At 50.0% G+C, this 24,013-nt stretch carries 21 protein-coding genes; 10 read left to right on the forward strand and 11 right to left on the reverse strand.

Going from position 1 to position 24,013, the window contains the following annotated elements; translation table 11 throughout:
* Window positions 1–35: 35 nt before the first annotated feature.
* The 5 genes from cirA to yieE all read right to left on the reverse strand — a co-directional run bounded on the left by cirA (window position 36) and on the right by yieE (window position 6,638).
* Entirely contained in the window at window positions 36–2,006 is a 1,971-nt protein-coding gene (gene cirA / locus AC0IWZ_RS14115) for a catecholate siderophore receptor CirA (protein ID WP_410373373.1), read from the reverse strand.
* 286 nt (window positions 2,007–2,292) lie between these two features.
* Window positions 2,293–3,768 (reverse strand): amino acid permease, encoded by a 1,476-nt coding sequence (locus AC0IWZ_RS14120; RefSeq protein ID WP_410373374.1) that lies wholly within the window; start codon window positions 3,766–3,768, stop codon window positions 2,293–2,295.
* 199 nt (window positions 3,769–3,967) lie between these two features.
* Complete coding sequence (locus tag AC0IWZ_RS14125) at window positions 3,968–5,077, reverse strand: SDR family oxidoreductase (RefSeq protein ID WP_471676986.1); 1,110 nt, start codon at window positions 5,075–5,077, stop codon at window positions 3,968–3,970.
* Window positions 5,078–5,202: 125 nt separating this feature from the next.
* Window positions 5,203–5,493, reverse strand: coding sequence for a Bor family protein (locus AC0IWZ_RS14130; RefSeq protein ID WP_034497014.1), 291 nt, complete (start codon window positions 5,491–5,493; stop codon window positions 5,203–5,205).
* Window positions 5,494–5,771: 278 nt separating this feature from the next.
* Window positions 5,772–6,638 (reverse strand): DNA-binding transcriptional regulator YeiE, encoded by an 867-nt coding sequence (gene yieE, locus AC0IWZ_RS14135; protein ID WP_259266719.1) that lies wholly within the window; start codon window positions 6,636–6,638, stop codon window positions 5,772–5,774.
* A 229-nt stretch (window positions 6,639–6,867) separates the two neighbouring features.
* Here yieE and AC0IWZ_RS14140 point away from each other — a divergent pair, with 229 nt between their 5' ends.
* Together AC0IWZ_RS14140 and nfo are read left to right on the forward strand one after the other, a co-directional pair.
* Window positions 6,868–7,917 carry a YeiH family protein gene (locus tag AC0IWZ_RS14140; RefSeq protein WP_034497019.1) on the forward strand — a complete coding sequence of 350 codons (1,050 nt, stop codon included), beginning with the start codon at window positions 6,868–6,870 and terminating at the stop codon, window positions 7,915–7,917.
* Window positions 7,918–7,983: 66 nt separating this feature from the next.
* Entirely contained in the window at window positions 7,984–8,841 is an 858-nt protein-coding gene (gene nfo, locus AC0IWZ_RS14145) for a deoxyribonuclease IV (protein ID WP_259267249.1), read from the forward strand.
* A gap of 89 nt (window positions 8,842–8,930) precedes the next feature.
* Here the strand turns inward: nfo and fruA are convergent, their stop codons facing one another.
* Genes fruA through fruB form a run of 3 tightly spaced genes read right to left on the reverse strand, consistent with a single transcriptional unit; the run spans window position 8,931 to window position 12,707 of the window.
* The gene (gene fruA, locus AC0IWZ_RS14150; RefSeq protein ID WP_172893614.1) at window positions 8,931–10,622 is read right to left on the reverse strand and encodes a PTS fructose transporter subunit IIBC; all 1,692 of its coding nucleotides are present in this window, start codon (window positions 10,620–10,622) and stop codon (window positions 8,931–8,933) included.
* Window positions 10,623–10,638: 16 nt separating this feature from the next.
* Window positions 10,639–11,577, reverse strand: a complete 939-nt coding sequence (gene fruK / locus AC0IWZ_RS14155) for a 1-phosphofructokinase (protein ID WP_034497025.1) — start codon at window positions 11,575–11,577, stop codon at window positions 10,639–10,641.
* Window positions 11,574–12,707 (reverse strand): fused PTS fructose transporter subunit IIA/HPr protein, encoded by a 1,134-nt coding sequence (gene fruB / locus AC0IWZ_RS14160; RefSeq protein WP_471676985.1) that lies wholly within the window; start codon window positions 12,705–12,707, stop codon window positions 11,574–11,576. The genes fruK and fruB overlap by 4 nt, the downstream gene beginning before the upstream one ends.
* Window positions 12,708–13,077: 370 nt before the next feature.
* Between fruB and setB the strand changes: the two genes are divergently transcribed.
* The gene (gene setB, locus AC0IWZ_RS14165; protein WP_034497031.1) at window positions 13,078–14,259 is read left to right on the forward strand and encodes a sugar efflux transporter SetB; all 1,182 of its coding nucleotides are present in this window, start codon (window positions 13,078–13,080) and stop codon (window positions 14,257–14,259) included.
* Here the strand turns inward: setB and AC0IWZ_RS14170 are convergent.
* Window positions 14,256–14,510 (reverse strand): YkgJ family cysteine cluster protein, encoded by a 255-nt coding sequence (locus AC0IWZ_RS14170; RefSeq protein ID WP_115631783.1) that lies wholly within the window; start codon window positions 14,508–14,510, stop codon window positions 14,256–14,258. The two genes, setB and AC0IWZ_RS14170, sit on opposite strands and share 4 nt — an antisense overlap.
* 157 nt (window positions 14,511–14,667) lie before the next feature.
* Here AC0IWZ_RS14170 and yeiP point away from each other — a divergent pair, with 157 nt between their 5' ends.
* The gene (yeiP, locus tag AC0IWZ_RS14175; RefSeq protein ID WP_034497033.1) at window positions 14,668–15,240 is read left to right on the forward strand and encodes an elongation factor P-like protein YeiP; all 573 of its coding nucleotides are present in this window, start codon (window positions 14,668–14,670) and stop codon (window positions 15,238–15,240) included.
* 66 nt (window positions 15,241–15,306) lie between these two features.
* On the opposite strand, the gene AC0IWZ_RS14180 is transcribed toward yeiP, so the two are convergent.
* Window positions 15,307–15,780, reverse strand: coding sequence for an Lrp/AsnC family transcriptional regulator (locus AC0IWZ_RS14180; protein ID WP_034497035.1), 474 nt, complete (start codon window positions 15,778–15,780; stop codon window positions 15,307–15,309).
* A gap of 164 nt (window positions 15,781–15,944) precedes the next feature.
* Between AC0IWZ_RS14180 and AC0IWZ_RS14185 the strand changes: the two genes are divergently transcribed.
* A complete protein-coding gene (locus tag AC0IWZ_RS14185) occupies window positions 15,945–16,367 on the forward strand; it encodes a DUF2000 domain-containing protein (RefSeq protein ID WP_471676984.1) in 423 nt (140 codons plus the stop codon).
* A gap of 61 nt (window positions 16,368–16,428) precedes the next feature.
* Here the strand turns inward: AC0IWZ_RS14185 and uxuA are convergent, their stop codons facing one another.
* Window positions 16,429–17,622 carry a mannonate dehydratase gene (gene uxuA / locus AC0IWZ_RS14190; protein ID WP_471676983.1) on the reverse strand — a complete coding sequence of 398 codons (1,194 nt, stop codon included), beginning with the start codon at window positions 17,620–17,622 and terminating at the stop codon, window positions 16,429–16,431.
* Between the two features lie 210 nt (window positions 17,623–17,832).
* On the opposite strand from uxuA, the gene AC0IWZ_RS14195 reads away from it, so the two are divergent.
* The 5 genes from AC0IWZ_RS14195 to AC0IWZ_RS14215 all read left to right on the forward strand — a co-directional run bounded on the left by AC0IWZ_RS14195 (window position 17,833) and on the right by AC0IWZ_RS14215 (window position 23,974).
* Entirely contained in the window at window positions 17,833–19,296 is a 1,464-nt protein-coding gene (locus tag AC0IWZ_RS14195; RefSeq protein WP_471676982.1) for a mannitol dehydrogenase family protein, read from the forward strand.
* A 112-nt stretch (window positions 19,297–19,408) separates the two neighbouring features.
* Window positions 19,409–20,389, forward strand: coding sequence for a CobW family GTP-binding protein (locus AC0IWZ_RS14200; protein ID WP_410373378.1), 981 nt, complete (start codon window positions 19,409–19,411; stop codon window positions 20,387–20,389).
* A 40-nt stretch (window positions 20,390–20,429) separates the two neighbouring features.
* Window positions 20,430–21,128 carry a phosphatase PAP2 family protein gene (locus AC0IWZ_RS14205; RefSeq protein ID WP_034497044.1) on the forward strand — a complete coding sequence of 233 codons (699 nt, stop codon included), beginning with the start codon at window positions 20,430–20,432 and terminating at the stop codon, window positions 21,126–21,128.
* A 430-nt stretch (window positions 21,129–21,558) separates the two neighbouring features.
* Complete coding sequence (mepS, locus tag AC0IWZ_RS14210) at window positions 21,559–22,125, forward strand: bifunctional murein DD-endopeptidase/murein LD-carboxypeptidase (protein ID WP_471676981.1); 567 nt, start codon at window positions 21,559–21,561, stop codon at window positions 22,123–22,125.
* A gap of 253 nt (window positions 22,126–22,378) precedes the next feature.
* Window positions 22,379–23,974: a cyclic di-GMP phosphodiesterase gene (locus AC0IWZ_RS14215; RefSeq protein WP_471676980.1), complete on the forward strand. Its 1,596-nt coding sequence runs from the start codon at window positions 22,379–22,381 to the stop codon at window positions 23,972–23,974.
* Window positions 23,975–24,013 lie beyond the last annotated feature (39 nt).

Genomic DNA, 24,013 nt, shown 5'->3' on the forward strand with positions numbered 1-24,013 from the left:
CTCCTTTGGGAGAGGGTTAGGGTGAGGGCAAAAACTTAGAACGTGTAATCCACCGCCATAAAGTAACGACGACCATCTTCATTGTAACTGTAATCGTCACGACTCAGATCTTTGTCACCCAGGTTCAGCACGCCCGCACGCAGTTTAACGTTTTTCGTCGCCTTCCACGCTGCACCGGTATTCCACACTACGTAACCGCCAGGCGTGGGTTCGCTGCTGGTTGTCGCACGCTGCTCGCCGGTATAGTTGGCAGAAACGTAGAACGACCAGTCATCCTGTGGTACCCAGTCCAGCGTACCGTTTGCGGTATGGAATGGCAGAGAAGACAACGGCTTGTTACCACCATTACTTAAATCACGACCATCGTTATAGGTGTAGTTCAACGTCAATTTCCATTGATCGTTAAACGGTACTTTCACCTCGGTTTCCACGCCGCGAATACGCGCTTTATTGACATTGTAGTATTTGAAGATAGGGTTCCCCGCACTGTCAAAACCCACAAAATTCGAATAGGACGGTGCCAGCGCACGATTAGCGGTACGGTTGATATCAATCATATCTTCCAGATCGTTCTGGAAGGTGGTGATACTCCCGCTTACGCCATCCAGCAGGCCTTCATCACCGGCGTAATACAGGCCAAGTTCGAAGCTTTCGCTGGTTTCAGGTTTCAAATCGGAGCTGCCGACAATCTTACAAGAGCCACGGCAAGAGTTGCTGGTCCAGTCCGGGCTTAACTGTAATAAAGAAGGCGCTTTAAATGCGGTCGCCCAACCACCTTTTACTGTGACGGTGTCCGTCGCGCTATAAACGAGATAGGCTCGCGGGCTCCAGTGGTCGCCGTATGTTTCGTGGTCATCCATACGGATGCCGGTAGTCAACGCCAGCGGCTCGAAAATCCGCCATTCGTCTTCCAGGAACAGTGCGTACTGGCTGGCGGATGTTTCGGAACTGCTGCCACCAGTCAGGTTTACCGGGTCACTTAACTTATCGTGACGCCATTCACCGCCAAAGGTCAGCAACTGGTTGATCTCGCCTAATGGCAGCACCAGTTTGCCGTCGAGGCTATTATTGCGTGAGGTGATTGGCGAGCTATTGCCCGGATTGAGGTTATCAATTTTGTCGCCATAAAAACGCAGCTCGGTATTGCCATAATCCCAACGGCCATTGTGGGATATGGAGTAATCCTGGCGTTCCATGCGGTTTTTATTCAGCGAGTCAGAATCCCTGTCCTGGCGGTCAAACCCGTAACCGAAAGTCATATCCTGGTTTTCGGTTGGGGTCAGCGCAAATTCGGCGCTGCCGCTACGCGACGTGAAGCCTTCGATGCGTGGCGTTTCACCCGTGGCGCTGGTATTGGAAGATTCTTGTTTGTCTTTCTCGCGCTTGCCGAGGTTGCCGTAAACTTTCACCCCGAGCAGGTCGTCAACGATGGGGCCGCTGACGAAGAAATTACTGTTATAAGAATCACCCCGATCGCGTTTTTCCTGAATCGTGGTGTCCGCTGTGATGGTGCCGTGCCAGGCTTTGCCGACTTTACGCGTGATAATGTTGACCACGCCGCCCAACGCATCGGAACCATAGAGCGAGGACATCGGCCCGCGCACCACTTCGATACGTTCAATCGCATCGACTGGGATCCAGTTAAGGTCGAAATCATTGTGACGGAATACGGCATTGCGCGAATTCACTCGTTTACCATCCACCAGAATCAGCGTGTAGCTGCTACTCAGGCCACGAATACTGACGCCCTGGCGGTTATCCCCTTCGTTGGTGAGCTGCACACCGGGAACTTCCTGCAAGACATCTTTCAGGTTCTGGATCGGTTTCTTTTTCAGATCTTCTTGAGTGATAACGCTAATACTGGCAGGCGCATCTTTGAGGCTTTGCTCGCTAGCAGACGCAGTCACAACCACGGTGTCTTCGTATTCAGTAGCAATAACTGGAAACGCAGCACTGATTATTGACGCGCAAAGTCCTCCCCGGACGATGGGATTCAACCTTAACATTCCTTTCTCCATGAGGTGAATGGCAAACAATATTTAACAAATAGATTGCGCTCACATTCCTAATGCGACGCTTGCTACATTGGCAAGCGACTGCAAGCTTTACTCACCAACATCCAGCCGGGGTAAAGTGTGGCGACACCATAAAATAAACGAGAATAGTTATCAATCAAATTGTTAAAATTTGTAATGTTTGGCTACTGCATTCAGGGGAAGGGAATGAAATGTTATTGACTGCCAAAAGCAAAAAGGGCGCGATAATCGCGCCCTTTCCGTTTTACTTTGACTGTTACTGCTCGTTTTTAAACGTTTTTGGGAAAGTCATTTCGCTGTATTTCACGAAACGCGTTCCTTTAGTAATTTTGTAGCCCCACCAGATCGCCAGGAACAGCGGAATACCGATGTAAGTGGCAGTCACGCCAGCCCAGTCGATTTTATCGGCCAGGAATGCTTCGTAGTTCTGACCCAAAGTAATGATAAGGCACAGGACGAAGGCAAAGATTGGTCCCAGCGGGAAGAATCCAGAAACATACGGCAGGTCTTTAAGATCAAGCCCTTGCTTCACATAGCCACGGCGGAAACGGTAGTGGCTAATGGCAATCCCCAACCAGGCGATAAAGCCCGTCATACCGGAAGTATTCAGCAGCCACAGGTAAACGGTCTGGTTCCCGAACATAGATGTCAGGAAGCACAGGCCCGCGACAACAGTTGTTGCGTACAGCGCATTACGCGGCACACCGCCACGGGAAAGCTTAGAGAAAATGCGTGGCGCTTTGCCGTCGCACGCCAGGGTGTAAAGCATACGCGTTGATGCGTACATCCCGGAGTTACCCGCAGACAGTACCGCCGTCAGAATAACCGCATTCATGACAGCCGCCGCAGACAACAGACCCGCGTGCTCGAAGACCAGCGTGAATGGGCTAACGCCGATGTCTTTCACATCATTACGCAGCAGGCTTGGATCGGTGTAAGGAATGATCAGGCTGATAATCAGAATCGCGAACACATAGAACAGCAGGATACGCCAGAATACCTGACGAACCGCGCGTGGAATATTTTTACCTGGATCTTCAGATTCACCCGCCGCAACACCGATAAGCTCAGTACCCTGGAAGGAGAAACCGACTATCATCGCCACGCCTATCATCGCCGAGAAACCACCCGCAAATGGCGCATCGCCAATTGTCCAGTTGCTCCAGCCCGCAGGTTGCGCACCTTTAAAGATGCCCAAAATCATCATCACGCCAACGGCGATAAACACCACCACGGTGACGACTTTAATCAGTGAGAACCAATATTCTGCTTCGCCAAAACCTTTAACGGAAATGTAGTTGAGCAAGAACATGATGCCGAGGAACAGCGCACTCCAGATCCAGCCTGGGGTGTCAGGGAACCAGTAGTTCATCACCAGTTGTGATGCCACCAGATCAACCGCGATGGTTACTGCCCAGTTGTACCAGTAGTTCCAGCCCAGTGCGAAGCCGAAGCCTTCTTCAACGTATTGCTGCCCATAGGTGGCGAAAGAGCCAGAAACCGGCATATAAGCCGCAAGCTCGCCCAGGCTTGTCATCAGGAAGTACACCATCAGACCAATCAGCATATAGGAGAGCAGCGCGCCGCCTGGGCCCGCTTGAGAAATGGTTGCACCAGAGGCAACAAATAGCCCGGTACCGATGGAACCGCCGATGGCGATCATCGTTAAGTGGCGCGCTTTTAGCTCACGACGTAAGCCAGGCGCTTGTGTTGTTTTATCTTGAGAAACCATAGAAAATTGCGGTCCTTCCAAAAAATGAGGCGAGATTGTAGCAAACCAGTCTCATACATATAGAAGAAATACGCTGTTATAAGAGAGCTTCATGATCCGGGCCGGATTATAAGTAACGCACTTATGATACAGGCCAGAGAAAGGGTTATTGGGCGGGTTACGATGTGAGGGAATCCCTTCCCCACTGAGTTCGAAAGGGTTACTTAAAATCGACCTTCATCAACTCCGGAATACTAAAGTCGCGGGTGGTTTCCACGCAGCGGTTAATATAGTCAACAAAACGAGGCGGCGGTGACATCCCCAAATCCAGCAGTTTTTTATTCGAGAAACGCACATTCAGCATTGAGAATTCACCGTATAAACGCATCGCTCTGAGCATGAGACGTTCATTACACGGGCCATAAATAGTCTTGAATTCGCGGCGACCTTTAACCAGCTCGCTGTAATCCACTTGTTGGTAGTGGGAAGAAATAGGTTGCTGATTCAATGCTGCGGCCATGGCTTTGTCGATTTCGATAAACTGCGTGCTGCCGGTATCGCCTGCGGAAATATGGTAAACCGTTTCACTCAGTACCGCGCTTTTGGTTAATAACAGCAAGGCTTCGGCGCAATAATCGACGGGGATAACGTCAATCTTATCTTCCAGAGAGCACATGAATTTCCCGAGCATCAGCGCCATGCGGAATACCCAAAAAATACTGCTCGATGGACGACAGCCTTCTTCACTGTGACCGACGACAATAGACGGACGGGCAATCACTAAAGGAAGCTGTGGGCACTGTTCAATCATCAATTGTTCAATGGTAGATTTTGACCAGGTGTACTGGACCAGATGCTCTTCCTCAGGCTTGCGAGTCATGCTTTCAGTGACCAGCGTTCCGGCTTCAGGAACACATGACATTGCGGTTCCGACGTGCACAAAACGAACTAAGCCCGCCACATCGGCCATGCGTTTAACGAACTTCAACGTGCCTTCGACATTCACCTTCCAAATCAGTGCGTTATCGCCAAAGGAGGCGACTGCCGCAGAGTTAATAACATGAGTCACGCCAGAAAGTCGGTCGTCATTCAAAAAGTCTTCTGAATAAGCTAAATCGCCGAGTAAAATATTTCGTTCGTTTATTTTTGTGAGTAAGGTTTCACTGCAACCAAATTTAGCGAGGTTATTTCTGATTCTTTCTACGCCCTCTTTTGGAGAGTTTGCCCGAACCAGTAACAAAATGGATTCAATAGATATATCGGAAAGTGCGCGTGCTAATACAGCTCCGCCCAAAAAACCGGTGGCACCGGTAATAAACAGACTCTTCATGATGAAAACCCTTGAGTTTAAAAACGCCATCCTAAAGGTCGATATATAAACAATGAGTCAATCAAATTGCTAATAAAAAACTTAATGAGATAATTAAAGCCAGTATTAATCACTGGCTTTATATTTTATTTAGAGCAATATACGCGGGCTTCACGCGGGGTATAAATCCCGAGCGTGACAACACGCAACAGCACATCCATTCCGGATTCCTGAACTTCAGTACGAACCACTTTATCCGCGCCACCACAGACCTGAGCGGCATCAATCGTCTGCGTTTGCCCTAAACCCTGAACAAAGAATGCCTGTTTAACTTCCTGAGTCGGCTTTTCAGCAATATCATGTTTGATGGTAAAGGTTTGTTGCGCACAACCGGCTAACGCCATAGAAGCAACGACTGCAATAAGTAACTTTTTCATAACAACCCTATATATTATAATTGAATTCCGGCACAGCTTCGCATTGCACTTTTATATATGCAATACGAATAATAGCGACTTATCTGTTATTTAAATACCGTTTGAAATTCGTTTATATATGAGCAGCCATAAACAATAATTCCGTTATACCGGAGTGACGATAATGATACTAACAAGTTAAATATCAATCATTAAATAATAAAGTTAAAAAATGAATAAACCTGCCAACCAGGCCAGGCTTATTCTTATGATTCCAGATATTAATCTGTTAAAAATAACTATTCATCGCAATACTTCAAAAAACGCAGCAATGCATTAGAAATGTGTTTCTGGCGATGGTGAATGCGATATAACGTGCGCACCAGGCGCGGTAGCGGCACCGGAACTTCCACCAGCGAACCGCTTTCCAGCTGTTCGGCAATCACTCTGCGCGATAAGCAACTAATCCCTAAGCCATGGCGCACCGCGTGTTTAATCGCTTCTGAATTTCCCAGCTCCATGCCGAGATGAAACTGTGGTAAATGCGAAAGCAGCAGATAGTCCACGATTTCGCGGGTGCCAGAACCTTTTTCGCGCAGGATCCACGGCTGTTTTGCCAGCGTGTCTAGCGTGACGGGTTGTTGTAATAACGGCGCATCTGGTGGCGCAAATACCACTAACTCGTCTTCCAGCCACGGCTCTGTCACCAGTTCGGTCATGTGGCTTGGGCCTTCAATCAGGCCGATATCAACCCGGAAATCCGCCACGGCGTTAATCACGTCCTGGCTATTGCCGACGCTCATTTCGAGGGGGAGCGAGGGAAAATCACGGCGATAATGGGCAATCATTTCCGGCAGTATATAGTTGCCGATAGTGCTACTGGCAAAAACACGAATCGCGCCGTTGTCTTCTTTAAATAGCTGTTCGACTTCAATTGCCTGCTCCAGCAAACCCACCACGCGCGGATACAACAAGCGGCCATGTTCGTTGACCACCAGCCGCTTACCGACCCGGTCAAATAATTGTACGCCCAACTGCCCTTCAAGATCCGACAACGCCGCACTCACCGCTGACTGCGACAGCGCCAGCATTTGCGAAGCCTGAGTAGTGGAACCGCTTTTGAGCACTTCGGCGAACACTTCAAGTTGCCGTAGGGTGATATGCATATTAAGCACGCCTTAACACTTATTCAGATTGATTATAAATATATAATCAATTTTATTTTTAAACCAGCAGGACTTATTCTTTTGCCAATAGAGCCAAAATAATTCGAGTTGCAGGAAGGCGGCAAGCGCGAGAAACCCGATGAGCTTACGCCGGTAAGTGATTCGGGTGAGCGCGTGCAGCCAACGCACCTGCGGCTTGAAGTATGACGGCTATACAAAGGAGAAGGTTATGGCTACGTTATCAATTCCCACTCATCGACATACATTGTGGCACTTTCTGCCAGGGCTTGCGCTGGCAGGGGCAATTACAGCGTTGGCGCTGTGGCTGGGCAATATTCCGTCCGTTGCGGCACTTGGCCTGGGAGCACTGACGCTCGCTATTTTGTGCGGGATGGTGATTGGCAACACGCTTTACCCGAAAATCTGGCAGCACTGTGATGGTGGCGTGCTGTTTGCCAAGCAGCATTTATTGCGCCTGGGGATCATTCTGTATGGTTTTCGACTGACGTTTTCACAAATTGCCGACGTCGGTGCCAGCGGCGTGATCATTGATGTTCTGACATTAACCAGCACTTTTGCCCTCGCCTGCTGGCTGGGTCAAAAAGTGTTCGGGCTGGATAAACAAACCAGTTGGTTAATTGGTGCAGGTAGTAGCATTTGCGGTGCGGCAGCGATTCTGGCCACTGAACCGGTGGTTAAAGCCGAAGCCAGTAAAGTGACGGTAGCCGTCGCAACGGTGGTGATTTTCGGTACGCTCGCTATCTTCATTTATCCAATGATCTATCCGTATGTCACACAGTGGTTCACACCGGAAACCTTTGGGATTTACACCGGTTCGACCATGCATGAAGTGGCGCAAGTGGTGGCGGCGGGCCATGCTATCAGCCCTGAAACTGAAAACGCAGCCGTGATTGCTAAAATGCTGCGCGTAATGATGCTGGCTCCGTTCTTGATTTTCCTGGCAGCGCGCGTTAAACAGCTCGCTCCAGCCGGTCAGGCACAGAAAAGCAAAATCACCATCCCATGGTTTGCAGTGCTGTTTATTGTGGTGGCAATGTTTAACTCGCTGCACTTGTTGCCAGCATGGGCAGTTAATGCCCTGATTACACTGGATACATTCTTGCTGGCGATGGCGATGGCGGCGTTAGGTTTGACCACGCACTTCAGCGCGCTGAAAAAGGCCGGTGTGCGCCCGCTGCTGATGGCACTGGTGCTGTTTGTCTGGCTGATTGTCGGTGGCGGCGCGATTAACCTCGGCATCCACCATTTAATGGCCTGATATTTCCTCCTGAACCCGCTATCATTGTTCGTTTCCCGGTAGCGGGTTTTGACAGGAGAAAGAATGATGAAGTTTATTGGCGCACATGTTAGTGCCGCAGGTGGTCTGGAAAATGCCGCAATTCGCGCACACGAGCTGGAAGCCACTGCTTTTGCCCTGTTCACCAAAAACCAACGTCAGTGGCGTGCAGCACCGTTGACCGAAGAAGTTATCACCCAATTCAAACGCGCCTGTGAAAAGTACAATTACGGTCCAGGCCAAATCCTCCCCCACGACAGTTATCTGATTAACCTCGGCCACCCGGTTGAAGAAGCGCTGGAAAAATCTCGCGAAGCTTTTATTGATGAGATGGAACGCTGCATGCAGTTGGGTTTGACGCTGCTTAACTTCCATCCCGGCAGCCATTTGATGCAAATCCCTGAAGAAGAGTGCCTCGCGCGTATTGCGCAGTCGATCAACATCGCGCTGGATAAAACAGAAGGCGTGACGGCGGTGATTGAAAACACAGCAGGCCAGGGCAGCAATCTTGGGTTCCGGTTTGAGCATCTGGCCGCCATCATTGATGGAGTGGAAGACAAATCCCGCGTCGGGGTTTGTATTGATACTTGCCACGCTTTTGCGGCGGGTTATGACTTGCGGACGGAAGCTGATTGCGAAAATACTTTCGCTGAGTTCGACAAAATTGTTGGCTTCCAGTATCTACGCGGTATGCACCTTAACGACGCTAAAAGTGCTTTTGGTAGCCGTGTTGACCGCCATAACAGCCTGGGTGAAGGGAACATCGGCCATACGCCGTTTGCCTGGATCATGCGCGATAACCGTTTCGACGGTATTCCGTTAATTCTGGAAACCACGAATCCGGATATCTGGGCTGAAGAGATTGCCTGGTTGAAAGCTCAGCAGCACGAAACCGCTGCCGCGTAGGCATAAAAAAAGCTCCCTGTGGATGCCGGGAGCTTGCTATTTTTGTCGGATGACGCTGCGCTTATCCGACCTACGGAACTATGCCGGAACTATGCCGCTTTAACTGCTAACTCTGTTTCAGAACGCTTCAGGAAGGCATAAGACAGACCCGCCAGCAGTGTTCCCGCCACAATCGCAATCAGATAACCCACAACCGGGGTAATTGCGCCTGGAATTAACAGCACAAACAATCCGCCATGTGGCGCCATCAGCTTAGCACCCACCGCCATAGAGATTGCGCCAGTCACCGCTCCGCCAATGATACAGCACGGTAATACACGCATTGGGTCACGCGCGGCGAACGGGATTGCCCCTTCGGTGATAAAGCACAGACCGAGAACCATCGCTGCTTTGCCGCCCTCTTGCTGCGCTTTGTCGAATTTACGACGCGCAACCAGCGTTGCCAGACCCATTGCCAGCGGTGGAACCATACCTGCGGCCATAATAGCGGCCATCGGAGCGTAAGTTTGGGTACTCAGCAAACCGACACCAAACGCATAAGCAGCTTTGTTTACCGGCCCGCCCATGTCAGTACACATCATGCCACCGAGGATTGCGCCCAGCAGAACCGCATTCGCCGTGCCCATGGTTTGCAGCCAGTGAGTCAAGCCTTCGAGGATTTTCGCAACTGGCGTACCAATCAGGTAAATCATCGCCAGACCGACAATCAGGCTGGAGAACAAAGGAATAATCAGAATTGGCTTCAGTGCTTCCATGCTGGAAGGCAGTTTCAGCTTAGTGCTGATCAACTTCGCAATATAACCTGCGAGGAAGCCCGCAATAATCCCGCCGATAAAGCCAGAACCGGTGCTCACCGCTAACATACCGCCGATAAGACCTGGCGTCAGACCTGGGCGGTCAGCGATGGAGAACGCGATGTAACCAGCCAGAACCGGAACCATCAGTGCAAAGGCTGAACCCCCACCGATTTGCATCAAAGCGGCTGCTAATGTGCCTGGTTCTTTAAACGCTTCGATACCAAATGCAAACGACAGTGCGATACACAGGCCACCCGCGACAACCATCGGCAGCATGAACGAAACGCCTGTCAGCAAGTGGCGATAAGCGCCCGCGGACTCTTTCTTCCCTTCTGTAGCGCTGGCAGCACTCTGCCCTTTCGCTTCGAAAGGTTTAGCTTCAACAACGGCTTTATCCAGCTCTTGTGCCGTTTTCTTCAGCGCCAGACCCGTTGAAGTGCGATACATCGGTTTCCCGGCAAATTTTGCCAGGTCCACTTCGATATCCGCCGCAACAATCACTAAATCTGCTGCTGCCACTTCTTCTGGAGTGATCGCATTACCCGCGCCTACGGAGCCGCGCGTTTCGACTTTTACCCACCAGCCACGTTTTTTAGCTTCAGTTTCAATGGCCTCTGCCGCCATAAAGGTATGCGCGACACCCGTAGGGCAAGCCGTCACAGCGACAATACGCTTCGGCCCTTTCGCCAGTTCAACCGGGGCTGCATTAGCTGGAGCGGTGTAAGGCTTCGCTTTGTCTTTTGCTTCACCTAAAAACAGTTCCGGGTGCTGGACTGCACGGTCGATATCACCCAGGAAGACCTTTTTGCCATTCAGCGCGCTATCGGCAGGAATGGCGGTCCCTACAACGATGGCCATTTCAGCATCGTTTGGATTGTCGATAATCTGCAAGCGTGCTTTAGCCGCAGCGCTTCCGAGCAGCGTTTTCGCGAGATAGGCGCGAGCTTGCCCAAGACCTGGTTCGATAATCAGCAGCGTTTTCATTGTTCCTCTCCTGCTGTCAGTTAAAAGGTTTCAGATCAACACGGGCCATCATGGCCGCCAGTTGAGGACGGTCGGTGATACCGACATTGCTCTGGCTTACTGCCAAAGCGGCGACGGCGGTCGCAAGGCGTAAGGTATGTTCGCTGGACTCGCGCATTAACAGGCCATAGATAAGTCCGCCCACCATGGAATCCCCGGCACCTACAGTGCTGACGACTTCACAAGCTGGCGGTTTTGCAATCCATTCGCCGGAGGCGTTAACCCACAGCGCACCTTCGGCACCCAGAGAGATCACCACGTGTGCAATCCCCTGTTCACGCAGGGCGTGAGCGGCTTCAATCACATCTTTCATTTCTGGCAGTTTACGACCCGCCCAGATTTCCAGCTCGCGGCGGTTAGGTTTCACTAACCACGGAGCGGCTTTCAGGCCAGCGACTAATGCTTCGCGGCTGCTGTCGAAAATGATGCATGGGCACTGGCTGCGCAGACGCTTCATCCAGTCGGTGAACGCTTCCGGAGAAACGCCTGCCGGCAAGCTGCCGCTGACACAAACCATGTCAAACTGGCCGAGCCAGCTCAGGGAATCTGCAACAAAGCGCTCCCAATCTGACGGGGTGACTTCAAAACCAGAGAAGTTAAAGTCGGTGACTTCGCCGTCTTTTTCCGTCAGTTTTACGTTGATACGGGTGCGACCCTGTACCACCTGGAAACGGTTGGCAATGCCCAGTTCACTGAACAACTGCTGGAATCCGTCCTGGTTATCTTTACCGAGGAAACCACCCACGGTGACGTCGATGCCTAAATCTTTCAGTACCTTAGCAACGTTAATACCTTTACCGGCGGCATGCAGGCCGGTAGTACGCACCAGGTTCACTTCCCCGCGTTCAACTTCCGGGGTGTAACCCACTAAATCGTAAGCCGGGTTCAGAGTAATTGTTGCGACGCGACGACTCATACAGCCCCCTCACCAAGACCGGCGGCAACCGCTTCACCGATAGCCTTCAGCGCAAGTTCAGCATCATCACCCTGAGCGGTGAAACGCAGGTGGTGGCCTTTTTTCACGCCCAGCGCGACGACTTTCATCAGGCTACGACCATTGGCCGGTTTCCCGCTGCCATCAAGGTTTGTCACGGTAATCTCACTATTAAATTGTTTGATGGTATTCACCAGCACCGTACCTGGACGGGCGTGTAAACCATGCTCATTACGAATCTGGAACTCGGCGCTCAGACTGTTTTGAGTCACGGCTTCATCACTGGTCAGCAGCGTCAGCAACTCTGGCGCATCTGCGTTCAGCAACCGTTCAGCCGTGTTGTTGATCAGCATGTCGCTCAAGCGATTAAGAACTTGCAAAGGTTGGTCGTCGGCCACTGCAACCGTCATCAATAGCGATACCGGTTGGCCTTCAGCTTCAAAAACAGAAGCAGGACGGCTGATAGCCACCGCACTGGCGAGATTGCCTTCGGTGCTGTCGTTCAGCCAGATACCCTGCCCCAGATACAGCGGTTTGCTAGAAACAACATCACTGACGAATGCAGCACTTGCAGCACCCGCCTGTTTAATACGCCCGGCATTCAATGCTTGCAGCGTCATCAGGTCGGTTGCGGTCACATCCAACGCCAGTAAGGAGTTATCAAACAGTAAAGATGCAGACTGTTTTTCGCCCATCAGCAACGCACGCAGCTCTTCTGCTGAAGTTGCCGTTTTGAGTTGTTCAGCAACTTCGTCATCACTCAGCACATGCGTCAGCTGACGCAGTAAACCAAGGTGCTCGTCGGAACTCGCGGCGATACCAATAGCAACATAGGCAGTTTGGCCTTCGCCCCACTCGATTCCTTGCGGAAACTGGAACACTTGCACGCCAGTTTTCAACACCAGATCGCGGGTATCGGTAGTGCCATGTGGGATGGCAATACCGTTGCCAAGGTAGGTCGAAGTTTGCAGCTCACGGGCCAGCATACCTTCAACGTAGCCAATGCTGACGTTCCCGGCCTGCGCAAGCGCAGCGGCAACCTGACGTATGGCTTCTTCTTTATTCCCGGCGCTTGCGCCTGGGTGGATGTCTTGTACAGATAACTGGAACATGGTTCTCCTCTCCTGCTGAATTGAAACGATTCAGCTGCAATGAGAAAAAATGCGCCATCCCACTCCTGATACAAAATAAGACGACGCTGAAACGTTTCAAGGAGTGTGATGATTCCCCGCGAATCAGGCAAGAGTTGTTGTGATTTCGTTACCGAAATTTAGAGGTTACGCACATTTTCGCCGCGTCTAACGCCGCAAAAGTGAGCGACATCACAGTGCCTTAAGCACGCCTTTATTAAGCGTCAGCTTTTGCTGAACACAACAAGGAATGGCGTTTTATCTATTCGTGTCGCTTTTGATTTGAACAACTGTTTATTTACTGACAAGGCGCGTAAACTCCGCGCGTTCATTGATAAGCGACTCCGAGAGAATGCAAAACTCCCCCATAGCGGCAACCCGTAAGCCCCTTGATATCACTTCTTCTGCCTTTTTGATTGTAGCTTTTTTAACCGGAATTGCGGGCGCATTACAAACCCCGACTCTGAGTTTGTTTCTGACTGAAGAAGTGCATGTCCGTCCAGCGATGGTCGGTTTCTTTTTCACCGGTAGCGCCGTCATCGGTATTTTAGTCAGTCAGTTTTTGGCTGGCCGTTCTGACCGTAAAGGCGACCGCAAATCGCTGATTTTTGTCTGCTGCTTATTGGGCGCTCTCGCCTGCGTGCTGTTTGCCTGGAACCGCAACTATTTCGTGTTGCTGTTTGTCGGTGTATTCCTGAGTAGCTTTGGCTCGACCGCCAACCCGCAAATGTTTGCCCTTGCGCGTGAACACGCCGATCACACGGGTCGCGAAGCGGTGATGTTCAGCTCTATTTTGCGTGCGCAGGTTTCGCTGGCATGGGTGATTGGCCCGCCTATCGCTTACGCGCTGGCGCTCGGTTTTGGCTTTACCACCATGTATTTGTGTGCGGCTTTCGCGTTTGTGGTGTGCAGCGTGATGGTACGGATGTTATTACCGTCGATGCGTAAAGAGGGAGTGGCGAAAACCACCAAACTTGAAGCGCCACGCCGTAACCGTCGCGATGCCCTGCTGCTGTTTGTCGCCTGCACCATGATGTGGGGCTGTAACAGTCTCTACATCATTAATATGCCGCTCTATATCATTAATGAATTACATCTGCCGGAGAAACTGGCGGGCGTGATGATGGGAACCGCTGCCGGGCTTGAAATCCCAACGATGCTGATCGCCGGATATTACGCTAAACGCTTTGGAAAACGCTTCCTGATGCGTATTGCGGGCGTCGCTGGCCTGCTGTTTTACATTGGGATGCTGACGATCCACAACGAATATATGCTGCTCGGCCTGCAACTGCTGAATGCGATTTTCATCGGTATTCTGGCCGGTATCGGCATGCTCTATTTTCAGGATTTAATGCCTGGCCAGGCCGGTGCCGCAACGACGCTTTATACTAATACCACGCGTGTCGGCTGGATTATCGCAGGCTCTATGGCAGGTGTGGTAGCAGAGATCTGGAATTACCACACTGTGTTTTATATCGCGCTGGGCATGATAGCTATCACCGCGTATTGCATGGTGAGAATAAAGGACATTTAAGGTGCGGTCGCCGCTTCGAGATAAATCAGGTAATCCATTGCCTGCTGACGGGTGGTACCACACATTTCGCGGGACGCTTGCAGGCTGGCGCATACCTTTGGCCGCAACGGCGAAGTAAAAATTTTACAGCGCATGTCCGCGCCGAGCTGAACGCAAATTGTATTGGCAGGTTTGCCATTGGGCATGCCCGGAATCGGGCTTGATACAGAAGGCGCGGTACAACACGCGCCGCAATCGGGACGGCAGTCCATCATTAATGCTCCGGTGGGCTGACAAGAGCCTGGACTGTAGCAGTAGTGACGCAGCTTTACTATGTCGATTTATCCATTAAATCCGCTTGCCTGAAATGCGCCTCGCGAGTAATTTGACGCAATATTTTCGCTCCTCAATTTTTTACAGGAAACTTCGATGCCAAGAGCTAACGAAATCAAAAAGGGTATGGTACTGAATTACAACGGCAAGCTGCTGATTGTTAAAGATATCGATATCCAGGCACCTAGCGCCCGTGGCGCAGCAACGCTTTATAAAATGCGTTTTTCTGATGTCCGCACTGGCCAGAAAGTTGAAGAGCGCTTCAAAGGCGATGACATTGTCGACACCATCACTCTGACCCGCCGTTACGTTGACTTCTCTTACATTGATGGCAACGAATACGTGTTCATGGATAAAGAAGATTACACCCCGTATATCTTCACTAAAGATCAGATTGAAGAAGAGCTGCAATTCATTCCTGAAGGCGGCATGCCAGACATGCAGGTTCTGACCTGGGATGGCCAACTGCTCGCACTTGAACTGCCGCAGACTGTGGACCTGGAGATTGTTGAAACGGCCCCTGGAATCAAAGGTGCGTCAGCAAGCTCCCGCACCAAGCCTGCAACGATGTCTACTGGGCTGGTGATTCAGGTTCCAGAATATATGGTGACGGGTGAGAAGATCCGTATTCATATCGCTGAAAAGCGCTCTATGGGTCGCGCAGACTAATCAGTGTTTTGCGGTTTAACCTACAGATATCAAACCCGCTGCGGCGGGTTTTTATTTTGGGCAAAATTATTTCTGCTGTTTCTTAATCGGATAGCTAACCAGCGGTTTGATCTCCTTGAGCACAAACATACTCTGCATCTCTTTAATCCCCGGTAAACGACGTACTACTGACATGGCAAAATCCGCGTAAGAATCCAGGTCGCGCGCCACGACCTGCAATAAGAAATCGGCATCGCCACCGATGCTGTAGCACGCAACCACATCCTCAAGTGCGGCGACTTCTTCTTCAAACTTCTTCGCTTCTGATTCACTGTGGCTGTCTATGGTCACACGAACGAACACCATGACTGCCAGGCCGATTTTGCGACGGTTAATTACTGCGCGGTAACCCTGAATCACTTCGTCTTCTTCAAGCTTGCGTATTTTTCGCCAGCAAGGTGAAGCGGATAACCCAATGGAATCGGCCACAGACTGGTTCGTCATACGCGCATCGCTTTGTAACAGAGCCAGAATCTTTACATCTGTAGTGCTTAAGGCCATTAGGTCAGATCCTTTTAATTTTAGGTATTAATTGGGTCAATCCTGCCTTATTACGTGCATTTTTCAAGCTATTTAGACAGCAATTTCCCGCGAGCTTCCTGCATTATATTGACCACAAAGAGCGACTCCATGAGCCATTCCAGATTCCCCTGCGAGGATAAAATATGAAGTTCGACGCCAGCCAACATCGAAGCACAATTATTATTGATAAAGACCTAAGCCCTGGGCTCGCCATCAACGCCGCCAGCGTTATTGGTATGAGTTTCGGCCATACGGTGGAAAATCTGGTGGGTCCTGATATGCAAAGTGCAGATGCCGTCAATTATCCTGGCGTTATTTATGCCCCTTTGCCGATTCTGCTGGCACCCGGAGCTTATATACAGGAGTTGCTCAACATTGCTGAAGCTGACGAAGAGATTTATACGATACCCTTCAGCGCTCTGGCGCAGTCATGTAAGACATATGATGAATATGGGGAACGTATTGCTGCTGTGTCGAGCAATAACATTGAACTGGTCGCAATCGGGTTAATTGGGCCGAAGAAAAAAATCACCAGGCTCACGGGTAACCTGGGTCTGTATAAATAGGTCGATATTGCAGCCATAAAAAAACGCGCCAGAAGGCGCGTTTTTTATCAGGCTTTACAACTTACTTCAGCAGATCCGGGAACATCGTCTGTTTCAGAGCCAGTTCCACACCACGCACTTCAGCCAGACCTTTCAGGCGGCCAATCGCTGAGTAACCAGGGTTGGTTTTCTTGTGCAGATCGTCAAGCATCTGATGGCCGTGATCCGGACGCATTGGGATCGGACGCACGTCACCGGCGTTTTTACGACGCTGTTCTTCAGTCAAAATCGCTTTCACTACCGCAACCATGTTCACATCACCTTGCAGGTGTGCGCCTTCATGGAAGGTTTTCGGGTTATCTTCACGGCACGTTGCGCGCAGGTGAGTAAAGTGAATGCGATCGCCGAAGGTTTCAATCATCCGCACCAGATCGTTATCAGCGCGAACACCGTAAGAACCCGTACACATGGTGAAGCCGTTATAAATGCTGTCGACGGTTTCTTTCAGCCACTGCATATCTTCAATGGTTGAAACGATACGCGGCAGACCCAGAATCGGACGCGGTGGATCATCCGGGTGAACCGCCAGACGCACGCCAACTTCTTCTGCTACGGCAACAATCGCTCGCAGGAAGTACGCCATGTTTTCGCGCAGTTGATCTTTGCTGATGCCGTCGTATTCCGACAGGCGTGCACGGAATTGGTCAAGGGTGTAACCCTCTTCCGCACCAGGTAACCCGGCAATGATATTGCGGGTCAATTTTTCTTTTTCGGCATCGGACATATTGTTGAAGTAGTCCAACGCCTGACGCTGCTCTTCTTCGCTGTAATCCGCTTCAGCACCTTTGCGCTTGAGGATGTGCAGCTCAAACGCCGCAAAAGCAATCTGGTCAAAACGCAGGGCTTTTGAACCGTCTGGCAATTGGTATTCCAGGTCGGTACGCGTCCAGTCCAGAATCGGCATGAAGTTGTAGCATACGGTGTCGATGCCGCATTCAGCCAGGTTACGAATGCTCTGCTGGTAGTTGGCGATATGCTTATCGTAGTCACCGGAATGCGTTTTGATTTCTTCATGCACCGGAATACTTTCTACCACGGACCAGGTTAGCCCTTTCGCTGCCAGCACAGCCTGACGCTCTTTGATGTCGGCAACCGGCCAGACTTCACCATTTGGGATGTGATGCAGAGCAGTAACGACACCGGTCGCGCCCGCTTGACGCACATCATCCAGAGATACCGGGTCTTTTGGGCCGTACCAACGCCATGTTTGTTCCATCGACAGTTCCTCAGTTAAGTTGTCATACCAATTCTTGAATGCTGTATTGCCGACTACCATACCGGATTCTTCTATCCGGTCAAATTTTGCGGTGATATTGGTTGATCCAGCTCACATTAAAGGGATAAAGGCAGCACACCAATTTAATTTGTTGTCATATAACTTTAGACTGAGCCATGTTACTAATTGGTTAATCAGGATTTGCATTTTATGAACACAATTGCTTCAGTCACGTTACCTGCCGACATTCAACAGCCTGGTTATGACCGCCAGGCTTTAAAAACCCGTATTGTCCATTTTGGTTTTGGTGCGTTTCACCGCGCACACCAGGCGCTGTTGACTGACCGGGTGCTCAATAAGTTAGGCGGTGACTGGGGCATTTGCGAAATAAGCCTGTTTAGCGGCGATAAGTTAATGAGTGCACTGCGCGCGCAAGATCATTTATATACCGTGCTGGAAAAGGGTCGCGACGGCAATCAGGCGATTATTGTCGGTGCGGTTAACGAGTGCCTAAATGCAAAACTTGATGGGCTGGATGCGATTATTGAGAAGTTCTGCGAACCCCAGGTCGCGATTGTGTCTCTTACCGTGACAGAAAAGGGATATTGCATCGACCCGGCAACCGGCAAGCTTGATAGCAATAACGAACGCATTATTCACGATTTACAAAATCCCACCGAGCCCCATTCCGCACCGGGTATTCTGGTTGAAGCCCTGAATCGCCGTCGTGAACGCGGCCTGCGTCCGTTTACCGTGCTGTCCTGTGACAACATTCCCGATAACGGCCATGTGGTGCGTAACGCAGTCATTGGTATGGCGGAAACTCGCAGCCAGGAATTAGCCGACTGGGTCCGCGAACATGTGACCTTCCCAAGTACCATGGTCGACAGAATCGTGCCTGCGGCAACGCCCGAGTCGCTACAAGAAATTACAGATGTGTTAGGCGTTGAAGACCCATGTGCAATTTCTGGCGAGCCGTTTATCCAATGGGTGATTGAAGATAATTTTGTGGCAGGCCGCCCGGCGTGGGAAGAAGTCGGCGTAGAAATGGTCGATGACGTGATGCCGTGGGAGCAAATGAAACTTCGTATGCTCAACGGCAGCCACTCCTTCCTGGCTTATCTTGGCTACCTCGCGGGATACCAGCATATTAATGACTGTATGGCCGACCAGAATTTCCGCCAGGCTGCACACCGCTTAATGATGCAAGAACAAGCACCGACTTTACGTGTCACCGGCGTGAGTTTGCCGCAGTATGCGCATAACTTGCTTGAGCGCTTTGATAACCCGGCGCTGAAACACCGCACCTGGCAAATCGCGATGGACGGCAGCCAGAAGCTGCCCCAACGCATGCTGGAGAGTGTCCGCTGGCATCTGCAACAGGGCGACGAGTGGCCATGCCTGGCGCTGGGAATTGCCGGATGGATGCGCTATGTCAGCGGCAGCGATGATGCCGGGAACGAGATTGATATTCGCGACCCGCTGGCGGTGAAAATCAAATCGCTGGTCGAAAACAGCACCGATGATGAACGCGTCAACGCCCTACTCGGCCTGCACGAAATCTTTGGCAGTGACTTGCCATTGAATGAGGAATTTGTAACACACGTCACTTCCGCATGGAATGAATTATCAGCCAACGGCGCGCGCGCAGCTGTAGCAAAACTAGTCGATTAATATCATCAAAATGTCTTCATAAGGACATGAAGACCGTTCACGCTTCAATTTTTGGTCAATGTCGTTCAGGATAGGGAAACTTAAAGATTCAGTTAACCTGTCCGGAGCGCCTGTGACTAAAACCAACTTAATTACCGGGTTCCTCGGTAGCGGAAAAACCACCACGATTTTGCATTTGCTGGCCAATAAACCAGAACATGAAAAATGGGCGGTGCTGGTCAACGAATTTGGGGAAGTCGGTATCGACGGCGCGTTGTTAGCCGACAGCGGCGCATTATTAAAAGAAATCCCCGGCGGTTGCATGTGTTGTGTGAACGGGCTGCCGATGCAGGTCGGTCTGAATACGTTGCTGCGCCAGGGCAAACCTGACCGCCTTCTTATCGAACCCACCGGCCTCGGTCATCCGAAACAAATTCTCGATATGCTCACCGCCGAAGTTTACCAACCGTGGATTGAGCTCCACGCGACACTGTGTTTGCTGGACCCACGCCAGTTGCTGGACGAACGCGCAGTAAATAATGACAACTTCCGCGACCAGCTCGCCGCCGCCGATATCATCATTGCTAATAAAGAAGACCACGCAAGCGAAGTGAGCCGGAGCGCCCTGAGCGAATGGCTACAACGTGAAGGCGGTGAACGTGAAGTTATCCATGCGCAGAACGGCAACATTGATATCAGCCTGCTCGACAAACCGCGGCTGAACCTGCGGGAACTGCCATCCAGCCCGGAACATAGCCATAGCCATGCTGCGGCGCGTGGGCTTGCCGCCCTCAGTTTACCTGAGCATCAACGCTGGAGACGCAGCATTAATAGCGGCCAGGGCTATACAGGCTGCGGCTGGATTTTTGATGCAGACACACTTTTTGACACAGTGGGTATTCTGGAATGGGCTAGACTTGCTCCCGTTGAACGCGTGAAAGGAGTCCTGCGCATCACTGAAGGCTTAGTGCGCATTAATCGCCAGGGACAGGATTTTCATATCGAGACGCAGAACGTTGCTCCGCCAGATAGCCGTATAGAGTTGATTCATAGCGGTGAAGTGGACTGGAACGCGTTACAAAACTCGTTGTTGAAGCTACGTTTAAGTTTGTAAGTCTACCCTTTCACCTTTGTTAATGATTTTGTGGTTTTGCATGAATAATATTCGACTCCCCTCGATTCTGGTGCTAAACGCCCTGGGTTTAGCATTATTTTTTAGTTGGTATCTGCCCGCGGGCCATGGTTCATGGTTCGTACTTGATTCCACAATCTTCCATTTCTTCAACCAGGCACTGGTTAAAAGCCGCGCCTTTCTGGAACTGGTGGCAATAACCAATAACCGGGTGTTCGATGGTATTTCACTCTTAGCCATGGGTTCATTGTTTTTCTGGTACTGGCGCAAAGAGTCCGCAATCGGTCGTCGTCGCATGGTTATCATGGGAATTGTGATGCTATTTTGCGCAATTATCATTAATCAGCTCGGCCATTTAATTCCGGAATCTCACGTCAGCCCGACGCTTTATTTCACCGATATTTATCGCGTCAGCGAATTGCTGCATTTCCCCACTAAGGATGCTTCATCAGACAGTTTCCCTGGCGATCATGGATTAATGCTTCTGATTTTCACTGGTTTCATGCTGCGATATTTCGGCAAAAAAGCGTTTGCTATTGCGGTGATAATTTTCCTGATCTTCATGTTGCCGCGCGTGATGATTGGTGCGCATTGGTTCACCGATATCTTCGTTGGCTCGTTATCTGTGGCGCTTGTCTGTTTACCCTGGGCATTATTAACCCCACTAAGCGACTGGTTAATTAGCCTGCTGGATCGTTATTTGCCGGGCAGAAAGAAATAAGCAAGCAACATCATATAAACATCATTTCCCGTTAAACATCAGGGTTCGGAAACGTTCACTGATGTTTTTTTATCCAACACTGCAATAGGCTAATATTTAACCTTTCACCTTCTCCAGGCAAATGAATCACCTGCATATATAAACACCAGCAATGGTTAACAATTGTGCAATATTTCTTGTTGTCTTTTAACATCACAATTTCTTATAAAAAAACCTTCAAAAGCTCTCGCCACGCCAGTGTTGATAGGGTAACCTCGGATACGTTTTGTGCTTTTAAGCCAATACATTCGCAGTGTGAATAAATTTGTGCGTCATGCCACAGTTTTGCTCTTAAGCAATTGTTTCATGGAGCCCAGATAATTAGTCTCGTCACGTTGGCATTTTGTATAACGATATTTATCGTTAAGGACACCAAGGGATAACAAACATAATGGTCAAATCTCAGCCTATTTTGAGATATATCTTGCGGGTAATTCCCGCCGTTGCTGTGGCAGTAATGCTGTCAGCATGTAGTTCGACAAACACCGCAAATATGCATTCTGAGACGCATGCAGTCAGCAATAAAGATGGTTTTTTACTGCAAGCCTCTCAGGATGAATTCGAAGAGATGGTCCGTAATGTAGATGTGAAATCACGTCTCATGGATCAATATGCAAGCTGGAAAGGCGTTCGTTATCGTCTTGGTGGCAGCAACAGAAGTGGAATTGATTGTTCTGCATTCGTGCAGCGTACATTCCGCGAACAATTTGGTTTAGAATTGCCTCGTTCAACGTCTGAACAGCAGGATTCAGGTAAATCAATTTCACGTAGTAAATTACGTACGGGTGATTTAGTTCTGTTCCGCGCAGGTTCAACGGGTCGACATGTTGGTATCTACATCGGTAATAATCAGTTTGTACATGCTTCCACCAGCAGTGGTGTGACGATTTCAAGCATGGACGAACCGTATTGGAAAAAGCGTTATAACGAAGCGCGCCGTGTATTGAGCCGCAGTTAATGCACTGACTGCAGACAGTTACTCCCTTGGCTGTGCTGCAAAAAAAAAGCAAAACAACGAGACGATAAAATAACGCTGCCCAGGCAGCGTTTTTTGTTGCCTAAATTTTGGCTTAGAATTCATTCGCTTATCCGTTTTAACAATATTTATAATTTACGTTCGAAACTTTATGACGCAGTTGCAACTTTTGCGTTATAGTCGGAAAAAATACTTATAAACATAAGTCTCTTGCTCATGCAGGAACCATTTATCCATGTTTTCGAAAATACTTTTTTCACGATACTTCACCTCAGTCCGGCAAATCGCCGCCTTCAGTATTTTGGCTGGTGTACTTACCGCGCTGCTCATCGGTGGAATAACCAGTCTGACGCTACACAGTAAGCGGGAGGCAAGCTATGACACGCTTTCCACAGATATCCGCGATTATCTGAGTAACTTTTTTCAAGATCTTCAATCCACGACCAGCGGTATTCAGCCATTAACTCTTTCTGATTGCCACCAGGTTTCGGGCGAGCTGACCTCAAGCGCTGCTTTTAACGCTAACGTTCGCGCTTTTGTTTTAGTTCGTGATGGTTTTGCTTACTGCTCTTCTGCAACGGGCGGCATGATGCTCGATATGCACGAGCTTGTCCCTGATATAGACATCAACGCCGATATCGATATTGATATCTTACATGGCACTCCCATGATGCCGGGCAAACCCACGATTGCCGCATGGTTTAAAAACCCGGTGATTCAAGGGAAAGGTGTTTTCGCGACGCTGAATGTGAACCTCACACCTTATTTACTGTTCTCCACCCGCCAAAGTGATGTGCTATCAATGGCGATAATCGCTGGTGACAAAGCGCTGACCACCCTTTCCAGCAATGTGATGAATGTATCTGAGCTGCCGCGGCATCCCACTCGCGTGGTCTCCATCAAAGGCTATCCCATCAGGATAGCGTTGTACGGTAAAACCTGGCCCGTCGAAGATATTCAAATCTCGATCCTGACCGGGCTTGTCTTCGGTATTCTTGGTGCAGCGTTATGCGCCTGGTTATTGACGATACGATTACGCTCAGGTAAAGAAATTCTCACAGGGATTAAACGCGGGCAGTTTTATGTCGTTTATCAACCGGTTGTGAATGCCAAAAATTTGAAAATGTCCGGCGTTGAAGTCTTGATGCGCTGGAACCACCCTATTGCAGGGTCTATCCCCCCCGATGCATTTATTGCTTTTGCAGAAGCACAGCAACTGATTGTTCCCCTCACACGCCATTTATTTGAGTTAATTGCGCGTGATGCCAGAAGGCTGCAACAAGTTTTACCCGCAGGGGCGCGACTCGGTGTCAATCTGGCTCCCAGCCATCTGCACTCTCCCACTTTCAAAGAAGATATTCAGGCTTTTGCTGCCTCATTACCCCCTCATCATTTTCAGCTAATTTTTGAAATCACGGAACGCGATATGGTTAAGGAAAACGAAGCCAGCTGCCTGTTCCACTGGATGCACGAGCAAGGGTATGAAATTGCGGTTGATGATTTTGGAACCGGACACAGTGCACTGATTTATCTTGAGCGTTTCAAACTTGATTATCTCAAGATAGACAGAGGCTTTGTGAATTCTATTGGCCTTGAAACAGTCACTTCTCCGGTGCTTGATGCGGTGTTAACGCTTGCCCGAAAACTGAGCATGACCACCGTTGCCGAAGGTGTTGAAACGCCAGAGCAAGCCAGATGGCTAATGGAACAGGGTGTTAATTACTTGCAGGGCTTCTACTTCGCACGCCCTCTCACCTTCGAGCAATTGAAGGAATGGGAAGAGGAAACAAAAACGTACGATGAGCTTAAAGGTGCGGGTTTTTCAGAGTAACTCCTGACGTCTGACAAAGATGCGGCTTGAAGTATCGTG

This window comes from Buttiauxella sp. AC142 (genome assembly GCF_979253435.1).